The sequence below is a fragment of the Streptomyces sp. SudanB52_2052 genome (genome assembly GCF_964272415.1).
GTDB classification, from domain to species: domain Bacteria; phylum Actinomycetota; class Actinomycetes; order Streptomycetales; family Streptomycetaceae; genus Streptomyces; species Streptomyces olindensis.
On record NZ_OZ186796.1, the window covers coordinates 8,144,643 to 8,163,299 of the forward strand.

Here is an 18,657-nt window from a genome sequence, read left to right on the forward strand (position 1 = left end):
AGGGATTCCCAGCGGACAAGTTACGCAGCCGTAGGTTTACGGCTTGTCGCAGATCGTGCCCGAAGAACGGCCGGGTAGCCAGCCCTCGTGCCCGTGGTGGAGGAGATTCTCGTCACGTCGCCGCCGGATCCGACCTCGTGCTTTTACGCCCGCATTACTCCGCGCGTACCGTCACCCGGCGGATGAGCAGGTACAACTCGCAGCCCAGGCAGTACCCGAACGCGGCGTTCAGGAAGGCGGCGGCGAGCGCGGCGCCGGTCGCCGCGAGTCCCAGCCAGTCAGGGCCCAGGGTGTACCCGACGAGCCCGAAGCCGGCGAAGAGCAGCCCCACCGCCTGGGCGAAGCGCGGCGGTTCGGGCGCCTCGAACCCGGTCGGCGGCCCGAGCCGGGGCCGGACGACCCGGCGGAACAGCAGGCCGTACGGCGAGCGGCCCACCCCGCCCGCCGCGCCCAGCAGGAACGCCAGCGTCTGCCAGGCCAGCAGCCACGCGCTCCCCGTGACCAGAACGGCCGCCAGGACGGCGGTCGTCACGGCCGCGCCGAAGCGCGGCCCTCGTGCGTCGATGTCCATGGGAACCAAGCATTCCGCAACGGCGGTCCGTGGGGAGGGCGGGAATCTTTTCAGCCTCGTGAACGCTTGTAGCGGGTGATGACCGGACTGGTGGTGTGCGTTTCGGTGCTCGCGGCGGCGAGCGCCTACGGAGTGCTGCAACGGCGGCGGAGCGGGAGAGTGCGGGTGCGCGGGCGGGACGACGGCAAACGGCTCGATGCGGCTCAGCTGGGCGCGGAACTCGGCGAACGGGCCACGCTCGTACAGTTCTCCAGCGCGTTCTGCGCGCCCTGCCGGGCGACCCGGCGGGTCCTCGGCGAGGTCGCCGGCCTGGTCCCGGGCGTGACCCACGTCGAGATCGACGCCGAGGCCCAGCTGGACCTCGTACGCCGGCTGGACATCCTCAAGACCCCGACCGTGCTGGTCCTCGACGCCGACGGCCGGGTGGTGCGACGGGCCACCGGCCAGCCGCGCAAGGCCGATGTGATCGCCGCGCTGGGGGAGGCGGTGTGAGAGGTCCGGAGCGAGGCGGCGCGAGAGGTGCCACGCCGCCAGTGAGCCATCTCCCACATCACGGAACCAACTTGACTGTGTCTACCATTTATCGTCAGCCTGACCCCATGCCTGCGGACCTCCTCACCACGACCGACCTCCTGCGCTCGGTCTTCCGGCGGCACGCGGCGGGAGTGGCCGTCATCACCGCCCGTGGCGAGGCCGGTCCGGTGGGCTTCACCGCGACCTCCCTCACCTCCGTCTCCGCCGAGCCGCCCCTGCTCTCCTTCGGTATCGGCACCGGCGCCTCCAGCTGGCCCGCGATAGCCGAGACCGGCCACGTCGGCGTCCACGTCCTCGGCGAGCACCAGCAGGAGCTGGCCGCCACCTTCGCTCGCAGCGGAGCCGACCGCTTCGGCCCGGACACCGCCTGGCGGGAGGGGCCCGAGGGGGTCCCCGTGCTGGACGGCGTCCTCGCCTGGCTGGTCGGCCGGGTCGTCACCCGCGTACCGGCCGGCGACCACCGGATCGTGATCGCCGAGGTCGTGCACGGCGACCCCACGGGCACCGGCCGCCCGCTCCTCTATCACCAGGGACGTTTCGGGCGCCTGGGCGACTGAGCCGGGTGTCCCCCCGGGCTGCGTGACCGTCGAGTTCCGGTTACGCTGCGTTGCGAAGGTCACAGTTCAAAGCGCTTGCTTAGCGGGCATGAACTGGATGTACTGACGAGTAATATTTCGCTCGGAGCGTGGGTCGCCCCGACCGGGATCGGCCGCTTGAGGCGCCTATGCTGCCTGCAAGAGGCAGCCGAGAAATGACGATGCAGTAGGAGAGCCGGCGTGAGCTTGAGGATCGTTGTCACTGTGAAGTACGTGCCCGACGCCACTGGCGACCGGCACTTCGCCGATGACCTGACCGTCGACCGGGACGACGTGGACGGTCTGCTCTCCGAGCTCGACGAGTACGCGGTCGAGCAGGCGCTGCAGATCTCCGAGAACTCCGACGACGACGTGGAGATCACCGTCCTGACGGTGGGCCCCGAGGACGCCAAGGACGCCCTGCGCAAGGCGCTGTCCATGGGCGCCGACAAGGCGATCCACGTCGAGGACGACGACATCCACGGCACCGACGCCATCGGCACCTCCCTGATCCTGGCCAAGGCGATCGAGAAGGCCGGCTACGACCTGGTCATCTCCGGCATGGCCTCCACCGACGGCACCATGGGCGTCGTCCCGGCCCTGCTTGCCGAGCGCCTGGGCGTCCCGCAGGTCACCCTGCTCTCCGAGGTCTCGGTCGAGGACGGCACGGTCAAGGGCCGCCGCGACGGCGACGCCGCCTCCGAGAACCTGGAGGCCTCCCTGCCGGCGGTCGTCTCCGTGACCGACCAGTCGGGCGAGGCGCGCTACCCGTCCTTCAAGGGCATCATGGCGGCCAAGAAGAAGCCGGTGGAGTCCTGGGACCTGTCCGACCTCGACATCGAGGCGGAGGAGGTCGGCCTGGAGGGCGCCTACACGGTCGTCGACGGCGCGGCCGAGCGCCCGGCCCGTACCGCGGGCACGATCGTCAAGGACGAGGGCGAGGGCGGCAAGCAGCTCGCTGAGTTCCTCGCGGGCCAGAAGTTCATCTGAGCCCGGCATTCGCTGACCGCCCCTCATCTTTCGCAAGCAGGAGAGAAGAAGTCCCATGGCTGAAGTTCTCGTCTACGTCGACCACGTGGACGGTGCCGTCCGCAAGCCCACCCTGGAGCTGCTGACCCTCGCCCGCCGCATCGGCGAGCCCGTCGCCGTCGCGCTGGGCAACGGCGCCGCCGACACCGCCGCCACGCTCGCCGAGCACGGCGCGGTCAAGGTTCTCACGCACGAGGCCGCGGAGTACGCCGACTACCTGGTCGTGCCGAAGGTCGACGCCCTCCAGGCCGCGCACGAGGCCGTCTCCCCGGCTGCCGTGCTGGTCCCGTCCTCCGCCGAGGGCAAGGAGATCGCCGCCCGTCTGGCGCTGCGCCTGGGCTCCGGCATCATCACCGACGCCGTCGACCTGGAGGCCGGCGACGAGGGCCCGGTGGCCACGCAGTCGGTGTTCGCCGCGTCCTTCACCACCAAGTCCCGCGTCTCCAAGGGCACCCCGGTCATCACGGTCAAGCCGAACAGCGCCGCCGTGGAGGCCGCCCCGGCCGCCGGTGCGGTCGAGGCCCTGTCCGTGAGCTTCTCCGCGCAGGCCACCGGCACCAAGGTCACCGGCCGCACGCCGCGTGAGTCGACCGGCCGTCCCGAGCTGACCGAGGCCGCGATCGTGGTCTCCGGTGGCCGTGGCGTCAACGGCGCGGAGAACTTCGCGATCATCGAGGCGCTCGCCGACTCCCTCGGTGCCGCCGTCGGTGCCTCGCGTGCCGCGGTGGACGCGGGCTGGTACCCGCACACCAACCAGGTCGGCCAGACCGGCAAGTCGGTCTCGCCGCAGCTGTACATCGCCTCCGGCATCTCCGGTGCGATCCAGCACCGCGCCGGTATGCAGACCTCGAAGACGATCGTGGCGATCAACAAGGACGCCGAGGCCCCGATCTTCGACCTGGTCGACTACGGCGTCGTCGGCGACCTGTTCGACGTCGTCCCGGCCCTGACCGAGGAGATCAAGGCCCGCAAGGGCTGATCGACCCCGGCCGTGGAAGGCCCCCGTGACCGTCCGAACGGTCACGGGGGCCTCTCTCATCCCAGGGTCATCGAGGCCTGCACCGGCAGATGGTCGCTCGGATACGTCCCGTCCACGCTGAAGGTGTTCATCCCGGCCCAGTGCGTGGTCACCCCGGGCGTGGTGAGGATCCAGTCGATGCGCCGCCCGCCGGGCCTGAGCCCCCGGTAGCCGTGGTGCGTCCCGTACGCCGGACCCCGTGAGGCCGCCGCGTCCCAGGCGTCCACCAGCCCGATGTCGAGCATGAGGTCGTACACGCGGTTGTCATGGGCGTCCGCGTTGAAGTCGCCGGTGACGATGACCGGTAACGACCGGTCCCACCCGGCGATCGTCTCGCCGATGAGCCCCGCCGAGCGTTCGCGGGCGTACTGGCTGACGCTGTCCAGGTGGGTGTTGAGGACGTAGAACTCCCGTCGCCCCTCGGCGAGATCGGCGAAACGGACCCAGGTCACCATGCGCAGCCAGTCCGCGCCCCAGGTGTTCGAGGCGATCGTGTACGGGGTGTCGGACAGCCAGAAGTGATCGAACTCGATCGGTTCGAGTCTGCGCGTGTCGTAGAAGACCGCCATGAACTCGTCCTTGCTGCCGCCCCCACGCCCGGTGCCGATCCAGTCGTGGTGTCCGCCGAGATCCTTCTCGATCATGCGCACCTGCTGGTAGAGCCCTTCCTGGATGCCGATGAGGTGTGGTCGCTCGCGGCGCAGCAGTTCTCGCATCACCGGCCGGCGCACGGCCCAGCGCGGCGTCGCGTCGACGACGGTCGCGAAGCGCACGTTGAACGTCATGACGTTCAGGGCACCCGGGTGCTCGCCGGCGGAAGCGGGCTGTGTGGGGCCCGCGGTGGTGAGCAGCGGTCCTGTGATCGCGGCGGCGGCCGCCGCCTTGAGCCCGTGGCGGCGCGTCACTCCGACCTCGTTCGGCACGTGGTCTCCCTCCCCTTGCACGTCAGGATGAAGCTTGCCTTCTGAATACGGAAGAAGAGGGCGGGTCGGCAGTGATCAAGGGTGAAGGATGGGCAATCCCACCTCACCACGGTGTTGACCAGGCCGAAGGCCGGCCGATAACTTCGCTCTACGGATTGTTGATTCCGTACAGCGGAAAACAGGAGGGTCTCGGAATGGGTCAGGGCCAGCAGGAGAAGGTGACGACCAGCCTCGCGGGCGCCGTCAGCGAGGAGATCAGCGCCTCCCTCGCGCCGGTCGACGCCGAATTGGAGCGCCGCTACCCCGGGGACCCCGGCACCCGCCAGCCCGTCCACACCGTCTACGTACCCGGCGACGTCTTCGCCGCCGACACCGTCCGCTCCTGGGGCGACCGGGCCCTCGCCGCCCTCGACGAGCACGCCCCGGACGCCGCGTCCTTCGCCGCCGTCCTCGGCCTCTCCGACGACCTCGCCGAGCCCGTCCACGCGCGCGTGCGCGCCAAGCTGGAGCGCGAGCCGATCGAGGACCTGCGCGTCGACTTCGAGGACGGCTACGGCAACCGTCCCGACGCCGAGGAGGACGAGGCCGCCGCCCGCGCCGCCCGCCTCATCGCCCAGGCCTGCGCTGGGGGCACCTCCCGGCCGGAGGCTGGGGGAGGAACCGCGGCCCCCTACATGGGCATCCGCATGAAGTGCATGGAGGCGCCCGTACGCGCCCGGGGCATCCGCACCCTCGACATCTTCCTCACCGGCCTCATGGAGGCCGGAGGCCTGCCCGCCGGGCTGGTCCTCACCCTGCCCAAGGTGACGTACGCGGAGCAGGTCACCGCCATGGCGCGGCTGCTGGACGCCTTCGAGAAGACGCACGGCCTGGAGCCCGGCCGGATCGGCTTCGAGATCCAGATCGAGACCAGCCAGTCCATCCTCGCCGCCGACGGCACCGCCACCGTCGCCCGCATGATCCAGGCCGCCGAGGGCCGCGCCACCGGCCTGCACTACGGCACCTTCGACTACAGCGCCTGCCTCGGCGTCTCCGCCGCCCACCAGGCCAGCGACCACCCCGCCGCCGACCACGCCAAGGCCGTCATGCAGGTCGCCGCGGCCGGCACCGGCGTCCGCGTCTCGGACGGCTCCACCAACGTCCTGCCCGTCGGCCCCACCGAGAAGGTGCACGCCGCCTGGCGCCTGCACTACGGCCTCACCCGCCGCGCCCTGGCCCGCGCCTACTACCAGGGCTGGGACATGCACCCCGGCCACATCCCCACCCGCTACGCGGCCGTCTTCGCCTTCTACCGCGAGGGCTTCGAGCAGGCCGCCGCCCGCCTCGCCCGCTACGCCAACCGCACCGGCGGGGACGTCATGGACGAGCCCGCCACCGCCAAGGCCCTCAGCGGCTACCTGCTGCGCGGCCTGGACTGCGGCGCCCTCGACATCGGGGAGGTCGCCCGCCTGACCGGCCTGACCCGGGCCGACCTGGAGAGCTTCGCGGCGCCCCGGCGAGGGGACCTGACGGCGTCCGCCTGAGGGGCCGCCGGGCGCGTACGTACCGGCACGGTCACAGCCGTCATCGGCGGCTGTCGCCGTCACCGCCGCCCCGTAGTCTGTACGCCACATACGGACGTGCCGGTGCGTCCGGTGGGGTCACAGGAACGGGGCAGCGGTGTCAACGGGGGAGTACGGGCAGGCGGACGGGGCCGGCCGGCTGCTGGCGGGGCGTTACCGCGTCACGGCCCAGCTGGGGCGCGGCGGCATGGGCGTCGTCTGGAAGGCCGTCGACGAGGTCCTGGGCCGCGAGGTCGCCGTCAAGGAACTGCGCACCTACACCGACGCGGCCGGGCCCGAACTGGCCGACCTGCAACTGCGGATGCAGCGCGAGGCGCGCGCGGCGGCCCGGGTGCGCCACACCGGCGTCATCGCCGTGCACGACATCGCCCAGGTCGACGGCCGCCCGCTCATCGTCATGGAACTGGTCGACGGGCCCAGCCTGGACGACGTCCTGCGCGACCGCGGCCCACTGGACCCGCGCGAGGCGGCCGGGATCGGCGCTGAGGTCATGGACGCGCTGGCCGCCGCGCACCGCGTGGGCGTCCTGCACCGGGACGTGAAGCCCGGCAACATCCTGCTCGACCGCTCGGGCCGGGTCGTCCTCACCGACTTCGGCATCGCCACCATGGACGACCCGGGCGACGGTTCGGCCACCCACCTCACCCGCAGCGGCGAACTCGTCGGCTCCCTCGACTACTTGGCCCCCGAGCGCGCCCAGGGCGCCGACCCGGGCCCCTCCTCCGACATCTGGGCCCTGGGCGCCACGCTGTACGCGGCCGTCGAGGGCACCTCGCCCTTCCGCCGCACCTCCACGTTCTCCACGCTCACCGCCATCGTCACCGAGCCGCTCCCGGAGCCCCGCCGCGCCGGCCCGCTCGGTCCCGTCCTGCGGCAGCTGATGGAGAAGCGCCCCGAGTCCCGCCCCGACGCCGACCGGGCCCGCACACTGCTCCAGGCGGTGGCGGAAGCGGGCGGCACCGACACGCCCACGTCGACACTGCGCGGCCCGGCGGCCCCGCCCCCGCGCCCGGAGACGGAGCGCAGCGTGCCGTCGGTACCGCCGGGGTTCGGACCGCCGCAGCAGGTGCCACCGAGCGCTGGCGGGTCGCACGAGAGCCAGGGCACGCCCGGCTTCGGCCCGGCCGCGGCCCTCGGTGCCGCAGGGGCGCCCGGAGCGGCGGGGCCTGACCGGCCGGAGCAGACGGGGCCGGACGGCACCGCCCCCACCGGCCCGATGCCCCCCCAGCCCGCCGCCCGCCGCAGGAAGACCCGCGCGCTGCTCGCCGCCGCGGCCGTCACCGTCGTCCTCGCGGCCGCCGGCACCACGGTCGCCCTGCTCAGGGACTCGGGCGGCGCGGACCCGGGCACCCGCACCGACGCCGCCGGTGCCGACACGGCGGCCTCGTCCGAACCCGGCCGCACCGACGACGGCTCCAACGCCCCGAGACCCACGCAGCAAGGCGACGAGAAGGACAAGACCCCGTCCAAGAAGCCCGAGGAGGAGAAGGAGTCCGAGCCGACCGGCCGGCCCTCCACCTCGGCTCCCGCGAAGTCCTCCGGTGGCACCACGGGCGACACGACCGGCGGAGCGTCGGGCGGCGGCACCTCCGGCGACGGCGGCGCGACAGGCGGCCCGACCACTCCGGCTCCGGCCCCGGCCTGCCACGCCATCGGCGGCGGCAAGTACAACTGCCAGGTCTGGAAGACAGCCGACTCCTACACCGCCTCCGGCGCCAAGGTGGGCATCCTCAACGCGGGCACCAACTACTTCTACTGCCAGCAGAACCTGGGCCGCCGCGAGACGTCCGGGCAGTGGACCAACGTCTGGTGGGCGAAGACCGACGACGACAGCGGCAACACCGACGTGTGGGTCAGCGACGTCTACATCAAGGGCGGCGACAACGACGCGCCGGTCCCCGGACTCCCGGTCTGCTGAGCACGCGCCGAGACCGCCGCGTACCGCTCCAGCCCGGAGGCCGTCACCAGTTTCTCCTCGACGAACAGCCGGGTGCCCCGGTCGCACAGCCGCCGGTCGGCGCGGGCCCGCGCGCAGAACTCCTCGGGCACGACGCCGAACAGCTCCCGGAAGCGCGGCAGACCGACCAGCAACTCGGTGAGCAGCTCCCGCTGGCCCGGGTGGGTGCGCGGCGTGCCCGTGCCGTCGTGCAGGACGCCGTGCCGGTTGACGTAGGCGTACGCGCCGGGCAGCCGGGTGCCGTCGGCCAGGTCGATCCGTACGTCCGGAGCCGGCAGCCAGGCCCGGTCGAAGTTGCCGCCCGGCACCGGCGCGCCCTCGCTCGCGTCGATCACGGCGAGCTGCTCGGCGTCGAACCAGAGGACGAACAGCTCCCGCACGGTGTCCGGGGCGCTGACCGGCGAGGCCGACACGTACCCCATGCGGCTCACGTGTGCCGAGACGCCGGCGTCGACGCCCGTCACCCGGGCCTTCACCATCGGGAGCGGCGCCATGATCCCGAACTCCAGCATCTTGTGCCGCAGTTGCCCCGGGCAGGCGTTGGAGCCGATGGCCAGGACCGGCGTGCGGTCCTCATGCACCAGCCGCTCCAGCGGCAGGAAGCGGTCCCCGTCGAGAAGCCCGGAATCCGCCGGCCAGGCCCCCGGATACAGCAGGGGATGCTCGCGCGGCGCCTCGGCGAGGCCCAGTGCCCGCAGCGTGCGATCGGTGAGGTGCTCCCTATGGTCCATGGGCCGCTCAGTCCGCCGGGGGGAGCTCGCCCGACCCGCGGGTGATCAGCCGGGTCGGCAGCTCGATGCGTTCGGGGGTGGCCAGGGTGCCGTCCAGCTGCCGGAAGAGGCGCTCCGCGGCGGTGCGGCCGATCTCCGCCGCGTCCTGGGCGACGACCGTGACGCCCGGTTGGAGCAGGTCGGCGAGTTCGATGTCGTCGAAGCCGACCAGGGCGACGCGGCGGGTCTGCTCGGCGAGCACCCGGATCACCGTGACCGTCACGCGGTTGTTGCCCGCGAAGACCGCGGTGACCGGATCCGGCCCGGACAGCATTTCCTCGGCGGCCCTGCGCACCCGCTCGGGGTCGGTGACGCCGGGGGACATCCAGGAGTCCGCCACCGGTATGCCCGCGTCCTCCATCGCGGCCCGGTAGCCGCGCAGCCGCTCGGCGGCGGTGTGGATGCGGGGCATGTCGCCGATGAAGCCGATCCGGCGGTGCCCGTGCGCGATCAGGTGGGCGACGCCGTCACGGGCGCCGCCGAAGTTGTCCGACAGCACCACGTCGGCGTCGATGCGCCCGGCCGGCCGGTCCACGAACACCGTGGCCACACCGGCTTTGAGCTCCGGTTCCAGATACCGGTGGTCGTCCCCGGCCGGGATCACCACAAGACCGTCCACCCGCCGCGCGCACAGGGCCAGCACCAGTTCCTGCTCGCGCTCCGGGTTCTCCGCGCTGGAGCCGTTGATCAGCAGGGCGCCGTGCGCCCGGGCCACCTCCTCGACCGACCGGCTCAGCGGCCCGTAGAAGGGGTCCGCGAGGTCCTCCAGGACCAGTCCGATGCTCGCCGTGCGGCCCTTGCGCAGCACCCGCGCGCTGTCGTTGCGGCGGAAGCCGAGGGCGTCGATCGCCTCCTGGACCCGGCGCTCGGTCTCCGGGGTGACCCCGGGCTCCCCGTTCACGACCCGCGAGACCGTCTTGAGGCCCACCCCGGCACGGGCGGCCACGTCCTTCATGGTCGGACGGTTGCCGTAGCGCGTGGCGGAGCGGAGATGGGTCTGGGGCACGGTGCGGTGTCCTGTCCTGTCGTCCACGGGGGTGCGTCGGTCCTGGGTTTGTATGAGGATGTGGCGTCGAGCATAGAGCCTGGACAACGTTGTCAGCCTCGGGGGAGACTGTCCACCGCACCCTCCGGCCCGGGCTCCGCCGCGGGGCCGGGGCCGCGGTGTGCCCTGCCCGATGGCTTTCTCGGCGTTTTTCTCATGGTTGACGGGGAGATCCGACACTGATGCACACCGACCTCGTGGCCGCGCTCGACATCGGCGGCACCAAGATCGCCGGCGCTCTGGTGGACGGCCACGGCCGGATCCTGGCCCGCGTCCAGCGGCCGACGCCCGCCCGGGAGGACGGCGACACCGTGATGCGGGCCGTGGAGGAGGTGCTCGGCGAACTCACGGTCTCTCCGCTGTGGGAGCGCGCCGCTGCCGTGGGGATCGGCAGCGCCGGGCCCGTGGACGCCTCCGCGGGCACGGTGAGCCCGGTGAACGTGCCCGGCTGGCGCGACTACCCGCTCGTCGCCCGGGTCCGGGCCGCGGCCGGGAACCTGCCCGTGGAGCTGATCGGTGACGGTGTGGCGATCACGGCGGCCGAGCACTGGCAGGGCGCCGCCCGCGGTCACGACAACGCGCTGTGCATGGTCGTCTCCACGGGTGTCGGCGGCGGTCTGGTGCTCGGCGGGCGGCTGCACCCGGGGCCCACGGGCAACGCGGGTCACATCGGCCACATCAGCGTGGACCTCGACGGCGATCTCTGCCCGTGCGGCTCGCGCGGCTGCGTGGAGCGCATCGCGAGCGGCCCCAACATCGCCCGCCGGGCTCTGGAGAACGGCTGGCGCCCCGGCCCCGACGGTGACACGTCCGCCGCGGCGGTGGCCGAGGCGGCCCGGTCCGGGGACCCGGTCGCGGTCGCCTCGTTCGACCGGGCCGCCCAGGCCCTGGCCGCCGGGATCGCCGCCACCGCGACCCTGGTCGAGATCGACATCGTGGTGATCGGCGGGGGAGTGGGCAAGGCGGGCGACATCCTCTTCGCTCCCCTGCGCAAGGCCCTGCGCGGCTACGCGACCCTTTCCTTCGTCCAGCACCTGACCGTGGCACCGGCCCAGATGGGCACCGACGCGGGCCTGGTGGGTGCGGCGGCGGCAGCGCTGGCGAAGCGCACGGACGCCGCCGCGGCGGGCGTGTGAGACCGCGCAGGAACGTTCAGGCGGTGAGGACCGGGCGTCTCACGGGCCCCGCCTGCGGCTGATCCGGAGGGAACCGCTCCGAGCGGGGTGGCATCTGGCCCGGCGTGGGCGTCGTGATGGTGTTCTTCGGGCTGGGTTTCATGGGCGGGTGGGCGGCGGCCCTCGCCGCGCTGGCGTACGCCGTCGTCACGCTGGTCCGCGACCGCTCACGGGACCGGGTGCGGCGCCAGGGGCGCCCCGCGGTAGGGCTGCTGGTCCCGGCCCCCGCGTACCGGCGCTTCGACATGAGGCTCGCCGTGGCGGCCCTCCTGGCCGACCTCTGGCTCGTGTCGGCGGTCATCGTGTTCGGCGCCGACGGCGTCTTCACCGAGGAGTGGATGGGCTACCCCGGCATGGTCGACCCCACCGGTCAGGGATACCAGGCCGGCGCGGAGAGCCTGCTGCGCACGACCGCGTGGCGGACCGCGGGGACCGCGCTCCTCGCCCGGTGCTGGACCACCGCCGCCGTGCAGCTGTGCGTGCTGTCGCCCGCGGCCTGGTGGATCGGCTCGTTCGACACCTACTACACCTGACGGAGACCGGACCCTCCTCTGCCGGGCTCTGTTCGCGGAAACCGACCGCACGTCCGTGCGATGTGGCACGATCGCGCGTGTGAGCAGCAGACCCGCCTCGGTGCAGCGCCTGAGCGACCTCGCCCGACTGCGCCGGGTCAAGGACCGGATCGACCGGGAGTACGCGCAGCCGCTGGACGTCGAGGCGCTGGCCCGGGGAGTGCACATGTCGGCCGGGCACCTCAGCCGCGCGTTCCGGCAGGCGTACGGGGAGTCGCCGTACAGCTACCTCATGACGCGGCGCATCGAGCGCGCGATGGCGCTGCTGCGCCGTGGCGACCTCAGCGTCACGGAGGTGTGCTTCGAGGTCGGCTGCCAGTCGCTGGGCACTTTCAGCACCCGCTTCACCGAGCTGGTCGGCATGCCGCCGAGCACCTACCGGCGGGAGGCGGCGCGCGCGACCGCGGGGATCCCGTCGTGCGTGGCGAAGCAGGTCACCAGACCGGTCAGGAATCGAGAAGCGCCCGCCGGGAGCCGAAACTAGCGTGGGGGCCATGGACATCACCATTCACGCGAGTTTCCTGCCGCACGACGACCCGGACGCCGCCCTGGCGTTCTACCGCGACACCCTCGGCTTCGAGGTCCGCAACGACGTCGGCTACGAGGGCATGCGCTGGATCACGGTCGGGCCCGCCGGCCAGCCCGGGACGAACATCGTCCTGCACCCGCCGGCCGCCGACCCCGGCATCACCGAGGACGAGCGGCGCACCATCGCCGAGATGATGGCCAAGGGCACCTACGCGAGCATCGTCCTCGCCACCCCCGATGTCGACGGCACCTTCGAGCGGCTGCAGGCGGGCGACGCCGAGGTCGTCCAGGAGCCCATGGACCAGCCGTACGGCGTTCGCGACTGCGCCTTCCGCGACCCCGCGGGCAACATGGTCCGCATCCAGCAGCTGAAGACGCAGTAGCGGTCCCACCGATCGACCCTCACTCCGCGGGATCCCGGTACGGCGCCCAGCACCGCCGGCTCCCGCATCCCCGCGCCGCACCTCCGGGCCGGCGCGGGGCGACGAGATCGTCCGAGCGCGGCAGCCCCGCCCGAAAGATGGAGACACCATGAGCCAGGCCACGACGACGGACAGACAGTCGCCCGGGCCGCACGTCGCCGACAGCCATGACGTGATCCGCGTGCACGGCGCGCGCGAGAACAACCTCAAGGACGTCAGCATCGAGATCCCGAAGCGCCGGCTGACGGTGTTCACCGGAGTCTCCGGCTCGGGCAAGAGCTCCCTGGTGTTCGACACGATCGCGGCGGAGTCGCAGCGGCTGATCAACGAGACCTACAGCGCCTTCCTGCAGGGGTTCATGCCGAACCGGGCCCGCCCCGAGGTCGACGTGCTCGACGGGCTCACCACCGCCATCGCCGTCGACCAGCAGCGGATGGGCGGCGACCCGCGCTCCACGGTCGGCACCGCCACCGACGCCAACGCGATGCTGCGCATCCTCTTCAGCCGACTCGGCACGCCGCACATCGGCCCGCCCAGCGCGTACTCCTTCAACACCGCCTCGGTCACCGCGAGCGGCGGGATCAGGGTCGAGCGCGGTGCCGACAAGACCAAGACGGTCAAGGCGACCTTCTCCCGCACCGGCGGCATGTGCACCCGCTGCGAGGGCCGCGGGAAGGTCTCCGACATCGACCTCACCCAGCTCTACGACGACTCCAAGTCGATCGCCGAGGGCGCCTTCACCATCCCCGGCTGGAAGACGGACAACGTCTGGACGGTGGGCGTCTACGCCCAGTCCGGCTTCCTGGACCCGCACAAGCCGATCCGCCGGTTCACCAAGAAGGAGATGCAGGAATTCCTCTACGGCGAGCCGACCAAGGTCAAGGTCAACGGCGCCAACCTCACCTACGAGGGCCTCATCCCCAAGATCCAGAAGTCGTTCCTGTCCAAGGACAAGGAGGCGATGCAGCCGCACATCCGGGCGTTCGTGGAGCGGGCGGTCACCTTCACCACCTGCCCCGAGTGCGACGGCACCCGGCTGACGGAGGCGGCCCGGTCGTCGAAGATCGGCGAGGTCAGCATCGCCGACGCCTGCGCCATGGAGATCCGGGACCTGGCCGAGTGGGTCAGGGGCCTGACGGAGCCGTCGGTGGCGCCGCTGCTCACCGCGCTGCAGGGGACGCTCGACTCGTTCGTGGAGATCGGCCTCGGCTACCTCTCGCTCGACCGGCCCGCGGGCACGCTCTCGGGCGGTGAGGCGCAGCGCGTGAAGATGATCCGCCACCTCGGCTCGTCCCTCACCGACGTCACGTACGTCTTCGACGAGCCCACCATCGGCCTGCACCCGCACGACATCCAGCGCATGAACGACCTCCTGCTGCGGCTGCGGGACAAGGGCAACACGGTGCTCGTCGTGGAGCACAAGCCGGAGACGATCGCGGTCGCCGACCATGTCGTCGACCTCGGCCCCGGCGCCGGCACGGCGGGCGGCACCGTCTGCTATGAGGGCACGGTCGAGGGGCTGCGCAAGAGCGACACCGTCACCGGCCGCCACCTGGACGACCGGGCCGTCCTCAAGGAGACGGTCCGCAAGCCCACCGGCGCACTGGAGATCCGGGGCGCGTCCGCCAACAACCTGCGCGACGTCGACGTGGACGTCCCGCTCGGCGTGCTCACCGTCGTCACCGGCGTCGCCGGCTCCGGCAAGAGCTCCCTGCTGCACGGATCCATCCCCGCCGACGCGGGCGTGGTCTCGGTGGACCAGAGCCCGATCAAGGGCTCGCGGCGGAGCAACCCCGCCACCTACACCGGGCTGCTGGAACCGATCCGCAAGGCCTTCGCCAAGGCCAACGGCGTGAAGCCGGCCCTGTTCAGCGCCAACTCCGAGGGCGCCTGCCCCACCTGCAACGGCGCCGGCGTCGTCTACGTCGACCTGGGCATGATGGCCGGCGTCGACACTCCCTGCGAGGACTGCGAGGGCAAGCGGTTCCAGGCCTCGGTGCTGGAGTACCACCTCGGTGGCCGCGACATCAGCGAGGTGCTCGCGATGTCGGTGACCGAGGCCGAGGAGTTCTTCGGCGCCGGCGAGGCGAGCACCCCGGCCGCGCACCGGATCCTGGAGCGGCTCGCCGACGTCGGCCTCGGCTACCTCACCCTCGGCCAGCCGCTCACGACGCTGTCCGGCGGTGAGCGGCAGCGGCTGAAGCTGGCCACGCACATGGCCGACAAGGGCGGGATCTACCTCCTCGACGAGCCGACCACCGGCCTCCACCTCGCGGACGTCGAGCAGCTGCTGGGCCTGCTGGACCGGCTCGTCGACTCCGGCAAGTCGGTCGTCGTCATCGAGCACCACCAGGCGGTCATGGCGCACGCCGACTGGATCATCGACCTCGGCCCCGGCGCCGGTCACGACGGCGGCCGGATCGTCTTCGAGGGCACCCCGGCCGACCTCGTCGCGGCCCGCTCCACGCTGACCGGGGAGCACCTCGCCGCCTACGTGGGCGCCTGAGGTGCCCGATTACCGGACATAACGTGCGAAAAGGATGAATAGCGGCACGTTCCGGGGGCACTCCGTCCCCTGAACCACCCCCCTCGGAACGGAGCCGCTGATGATCATCAAGAAGATGCACGAGATGGGCGTCCGCAGCGAGCACGCCTACATGGCCGCCATGGCGTCCATCGGCTTCAGCGTCGTCACCTGGATGGGCTCTTTGAAGATGGAACCCGGCACCGGCCTCGCCCGTGCCGACCGCTGGGGCATCTTCGTCGGTGAATGGGCACCCACCTTCTTCGGCCTCGGCCTCGCACTGTCCCACTACGAACAGCACGACGGCACCCTCACGGCCGATGTCCACGAATTCCGGCAGACGAAGAAAGCCGGCTGAACGGCCCCTCCCGACGAGCGCTCGGCGCCGTCTTCGCGGACCCTGATGCCATGGCGTCCGTGAAACCCGTCGTGGTCTACCCGCCTGCCGCGGACGGCGGCAGGCGGGTCCGTGTGGACGACCGGTTCCTCGGCATCGCCTACGGGCTGCTGGACGTCGCCGAATTCCTGCGGCGGGCGGGGATCGAGGACGCGGACGAGGCGTACGTGGTGGCGTCGGGGCTGATCGAGTGGCGGGGCGGGGGCCCCGGCGCCTGGGGCACCGAGCCGGACGGCGACTCGGCATGAGGCGTTCCCTCGCCCGGTCGTACGCCGCTGCGTGACTCCGCGGCGCCTCGCGGCGTTGTGCCGGGCATGAAGAAGCGCAGCATGCTCGCCATCGCCTCCCTCGCCACCGGATTCGTCGTCGCGGCGGTCACCCCGTCCCACGCCCTCACGGAGAACCTGGGCACCTCCAGCGTGGACGACACCCTCAAGACGCTCGACGAGACCGTCGCCAAGGACAGCCTGTCCCTGGACAGGGAGGACGGCAGCCAGGAGAAGGAGAAGGGCTGACGAGCCGCCCGGCCCCGGCCCACGGCGCCGGCGCTCCCCGTGTGAGGGGGGGGGCGCCGGCGCCGTCGTCATGCGCCCTCAACTGCGGCTGGTTTTCGTGGCAGGGTGAAGCGGGCAAGCCTCAGGGGGCCAACAGAAGAGGGGGACCTGTGACCGTCGTCTGGATCAACGGCGCGTTCGGTGCGGGGAAGACCACCACCGCACGGGAGCTGATCGAACTGATCCCGAACAGCACGCTCTTCGACCCGGAGGTCATCGGCGGCGCGCTAGCCCACCTGCTGCCGCCCAAACACCTCGCCGAGGTCGGCGACTTCCAGGACCTGCCGATCTGGCGACGCCTCGTGATCGACACGGCGGCGGCGATGCTCGCCGAGCTCGGCGGGACCCTGGTGGTCCCCATGACCCTGCTGCGCCAGGAGTACCGCGACGAGATCTTCGGCGGACTGGCCGCGCGCAGGATTCCGGTCAGCCACATCCTGCTCGCTCCGGCCGAAACGATACTGCGGGAGCGCATAGCGGGCCGCGAGGTTCCCCCCGACCTCCCCGACGGCGAGATGCGAATACGCCAGTGGTCCTTCGACCACATCGAGCCCTACCGGGCCGCCCTCGCCTCCTGGCTCACCGCCGACGCCCACCCCGTGGACACCAGCGACCTCACCCCGTACCAGACCGCCGCCCGGATCGCCGAGGCCGTCAACAGCGGTGCCGTGCCCGTCTGCGACATCGTGCAGACGCCCGAGCCCACCGCCGAGACGCTCGCCGCCGGGGTGCTCCTCTTCGACGAGCGGGACCGGGTGCTGCTGGTCGACCCCACCTACAAGCCCGGCTGGGAGTTCCCCGGCGGGGTCGTCGAGCCCGGAGAGGCGCCCGCGCGCGCCGGGATGCGGGAGGTCGCCGAGGAGACCGGCATCCGCCTGGAGGAGGTGCCCGGCCTGCTCGTCGTCGACTGGGAACGCCCCGCACCCCCCGGCTTCGGCGGACTGCGGCTCCTCTTCGACGGCGGTCTCCTCGCCGCCGCGGAGGCCGAACGGCTGCTGCTGCCCGGCCCCGAACTGCGCGACTGGCGGTTCGTCACCGAGGAGGAGGCCGCCGGACTGCTGCCGCCCGTGCGCTACGAGCGACTGCGGTGGGCGTTGCGGGCGCGGGAACGCGGAGCCGCGTTCTACCTGGAAGCCGGGGTTCCGCTGGGCTGACGGCGAGCCCCCGTCCGTGCCCTTTACCCGGCCCGGGGGATTCCGAGGGAAAAGCAAAAGGAAACGTCGCCGGAGCCACGGCCAATCGATCCCCAAGGAATCTCCCGCACTCCTTCACGCGGCGGGTAATCACATTCCCCGCTTGCGTCAACACTTTTCCATGACCGCAAACAATCCCTTTTCTGGCCCCTGCTCGGCTTGACCGGACTCGCACGGCATTGCGAAAGTCCGCAGAGTCTCACGGCGGAAGTTACGACCGCCACCCAATTTCCTTGCCCCAGGGGCAGATCCGGGATGTCCGTACGATGACCACGCAACACCAGCCGGTCGACACCGGCGGCGGCACCGCGCTGCTGACCGAGCCGTCGACGCAGGACCCCAGACCCGGCGGCACGGCCGTCGCCGGCCGCTCACCGGCCCGGATGGCCTGGCGGCGGATCAGGCGGGACAAGGTCACCATGACCGCCCTGGTGGTCACCGTCCTGTTCGTCGTGATCGCGCTGCTCGCGCCGGTGCTCACCGCGGTGACCGGCTGGGGACCGATCACCCCCGACAACAAGGCGATCGACCCGGACACGGGCAACTTCCCCTACGGCTCGCTGGGCGGCATCAGCGCCCAGCACCTGCTGGGCGTCGAACCGGGCACGGGCTACGACCTGTTCGCCCGCATCGTCTACGGCCTGCGTACCTCCCTCTACGTGGGATTCGCCTCCGCCGTGCTCTCCACCGTCGTCGGGGTCGTGGCGGGCCTCGCGGCCGGGTACTTCGGCGGCTGGGTCGACTCCCTGCTGTCCCGGGTCATGGACGTGATGCTGGCGTTCCCGCAGTTGCTGTTCATCATCGCGCTCACCCCGGTGATCCAGAACGCCCTGCAGACCAACAGCCACGGCGGCACCGACGAGAACCTCCGCCTGCTCGTGCTGGTCCTCAACATCGCCGTCTTCGCCTGGGCGTACACCGCCCGGCTGGTGCGCGGACAGGTGCTGTCCCTGCGCGAGCGGGAGTTCGTCGACGCCGCGCGGCTGATGAGCGCGGGCCGGCGGCACATCCTGTTCCGGCAGCTGCTGCCCAACCTCTGGGCGCCGATCCTGATCTCCTTCGCGCTCGCCGTCCCGCAGAACATCACCACCGAGGCGGCGCTGTCGTACCTGGGTGTCGGCGTCATCCCGCCCAACCCCGACTGGGGAGCCCTGCTGTCGGACGCCTCCCAGTTCTTCCTGCAGGACCCGATGTACCTCTTCGTGCCCGGCGTCCTGCTCCTCGTCCTGGTCCTGGCGCTCAACCTCCTCGGGGACGGCGTCCGGGACGCGCTGGACCCCCGCGCCCGGCGCGGCTGACAAGCCACCC

Annotated in this window: 20 protein-coding genes; 16 read left to right on the plus strand and 4 right to left on the minus strand. The window is 71.9% G+C overall.

Annotated features, from left to right (window positions below):
* Positions 1-154: 154 nt before the first annotated feature.
* A complete protein-coding gene (locus ACSUPV_RS36660; RefSeq protein ID WP_382617460.1) occupies positions 155-571 on the minus strand; it encodes a DUF4395 domain-containing protein in 417 nt (138 codons plus the stop codon).
* Positions 572-649: 78 nt separating this feature from the next.
* Here ACSUPV_RS36660 and ACSUPV_RS36665 point away from each other — a divergent pair, with 78 nt between their 5' ends.
* From ACSUPV_RS36665 to ACSUPV_RS36680, 4 genes are all read left to right on the plus strand, one after another.
* Positions 650-1,063 carry a TlpA family protein disulfide reductase gene (locus ACSUPV_RS36665; RefSeq protein ID WP_436949974.1) on the plus strand — a complete coding sequence of 138 codons (414 nt, stop codon included), beginning with the start codon at positions 650-652 and terminating at the stop codon, positions 1,061-1,063.
* 107 nt (positions 1,064-1,170) lie between these two features.
* The gene (locus ACSUPV_RS36670) at positions 1,171-1,662 is read left to right on the plus strand and encodes a flavin reductase family protein (protein ID WP_078650823.1); all 492 of its coding nucleotides are present in this window, start codon (positions 1,171-1,173) and stop codon (positions 1,660-1,662) included.
* Positions 1,663-1,881: 219 nt separating this feature from the next.
* The gene (locus ACSUPV_RS36675) at positions 1,882-2,670 is read left to right on the plus strand and encodes an electron transfer flavoprotein subunit beta/FixA family protein (protein ID WP_031120553.1); all 789 of its coding nucleotides are present in this window, start codon (positions 1,882-1,884) and stop codon (positions 2,668-2,670) included.
* Positions 2,671-2,725: 55 nt separating this feature from the next.
* Positions 2,726-3,688, plus strand: a complete 963-nt coding sequence (locus ACSUPV_RS36680; RefSeq protein ID WP_031120554.1) for an electron transfer flavoprotein subunit alpha/FixB family protein — start codon at positions 2,726-2,728, stop codon at positions 3,686-3,688.
* Between the two features lie 56 nt (positions 3,689-3,744).
* On the opposite strand, the gene ACSUPV_RS36685 is transcribed toward ACSUPV_RS36680, so the two are convergent.
* Positions 3,745-4,650 carry an endonuclease/exonuclease/phosphatase family protein gene (locus tag ACSUPV_RS36685; protein ID WP_037762115.1) on the minus strand — a complete coding sequence of 302 codons (906 nt, stop codon included), beginning with the start codon at positions 4,648-4,650 and terminating at the stop codon, positions 3,745-3,747.
* A gap of 194 nt (positions 4,651-4,844) precedes the next feature.
* Between ACSUPV_RS36685 and ACSUPV_RS36690 the strand changes: the two genes are divergently transcribed.
* Positions 4,845-6,173, plus strand: coding sequence for a DUF6986 family protein (locus ACSUPV_RS36690; RefSeq protein ID WP_436949417.1), 1,329 nt, complete (start codon positions 4,845-4,847; stop codon positions 6,171-6,173).
* Between the two features lie 136 nt (positions 6,174-6,309).
* Positions 6,310-8,130: a serine/threonine-protein kinase gene (locus tag ACSUPV_RS36695; RefSeq protein ID WP_436949418.1), complete on the plus strand. Its 1,821-nt coding sequence runs from the start codon at positions 6,310-6,312 to the stop codon at positions 8,128-8,130.
* Here the strand turns inward: ACSUPV_RS36695 and ACSUPV_RS36700 are convergent.
* Entirely contained in the window at positions 8,076-8,900 is an 825-nt protein-coding gene (locus tag ACSUPV_RS36700; protein ID WP_436949419.1) for a hypothetical protein, read from the minus strand. The genes ACSUPV_RS36695 and ACSUPV_RS36700 overlap by 55 nt on opposite strands.
* Before the next feature lie 7 nt (positions 8,901-8,907).
* The gene (locus ACSUPV_RS36705; protein WP_436949975.1) at positions 8,908-9,894 is read right to left on the minus strand and encodes a LacI family DNA-binding transcriptional regulator; all 987 of its coding nucleotides are present in this window, start codon (positions 9,892-9,894) and stop codon (positions 8,908-8,910) included.
* A gap of 272 nt (positions 9,895-10,166) precedes the next feature.
* Between ACSUPV_RS36705 and ACSUPV_RS36710 the strand changes: the two genes are divergently transcribed.
* From ACSUPV_RS36710 to ACSUPV_RS36755, 10 genes are all read left to right on the plus strand, one after another.
* Positions 10,167-11,120: an ROK family protein gene (locus ACSUPV_RS36710; protein WP_359791342.1), complete on the plus strand. Its 954-nt coding sequence runs from the start codon at positions 10,167-10,169 to the stop codon at positions 11,118-11,120.
* 104 nt (positions 11,121-11,224) lie between these two features.
* Entirely contained in the window at positions 11,225-11,692 is a 468-nt protein-coding gene (locus ACSUPV_RS36715) for a hypothetical protein (protein ID WP_436949420.1), read from the plus strand.
* A 79-nt stretch (positions 11,693-11,771) separates the two neighbouring features.
* The gene (locus ACSUPV_RS36720) at positions 11,772-12,215 is read left to right on the plus strand and encodes a helix-turn-helix transcriptional regulator (RefSeq protein ID WP_031120564.1); all 444 of its coding nucleotides are present in this window, start codon (positions 11,772-11,774) and stop codon (positions 12,213-12,215) included.
* Between the two features lie 10 nt (positions 12,216-12,225).
* Entirely contained in the window at positions 12,226-12,642 is a 417-nt protein-coding gene (locus tag ACSUPV_RS36725) for a VOC family protein (RefSeq protein WP_031120565.1), read from the plus strand.
* 148 nt (positions 12,643-12,790) lie between these two features.
* Positions 12,791-15,187, plus strand: a complete 2,397-nt coding sequence (locus ACSUPV_RS36730) for an ATP-binding cassette domain-containing protein (protein ID WP_436949421.1) — start codon at positions 12,791-12,793, stop codon at positions 15,185-15,187.
* Between the two features lie 100 nt (positions 15,188-15,287).
* Entirely contained in the window at positions 15,288-15,563 is a 276-nt protein-coding gene (locus ACSUPV_RS36735) for a hypothetical protein (protein ID WP_031120568.1), read from the plus strand.
* Between the two features lie 50 nt (positions 15,564-15,613).
* Positions 15,614-15,850, plus strand: coding sequence for a hypothetical protein (locus ACSUPV_RS36740; protein ID WP_031120569.1), 237 nt, complete (start codon positions 15,614-15,616; stop codon positions 15,848-15,850).
* 66 nt (positions 15,851-15,916) lie between these two features.
* Positions 15,917-16,117: a hypothetical protein gene (locus ACSUPV_RS36745; RefSeq protein WP_031120570.1), complete on the plus strand. Its 201-nt coding sequence runs from the start codon at positions 15,917-15,919 to the stop codon at positions 16,115-16,117.
* Positions 16,118-16,266: 149 nt separating this feature from the next.
* On the plus strand, positions 16,267-17,310 hold the full coding sequence (locus tag ACSUPV_RS36750) for an NUDIX hydrolase (protein ID WP_037762137.1): 1,044 nt from the start codon (positions 16,267-16,269) through the stop codon (positions 17,308-17,310).
* 305 nt (positions 17,311-17,615) lie between these two features.
* Positions 17,616-18,647, plus strand: coding sequence for an ABC transporter permease (locus tag ACSUPV_RS36755; protein WP_031120572.1), 1,032 nt, complete (start codon positions 17,616-17,618; stop codon positions 18,645-18,647).
* The last annotated feature ends 10 nt before the right edge of the window (positions 18,648-18,657 follow it).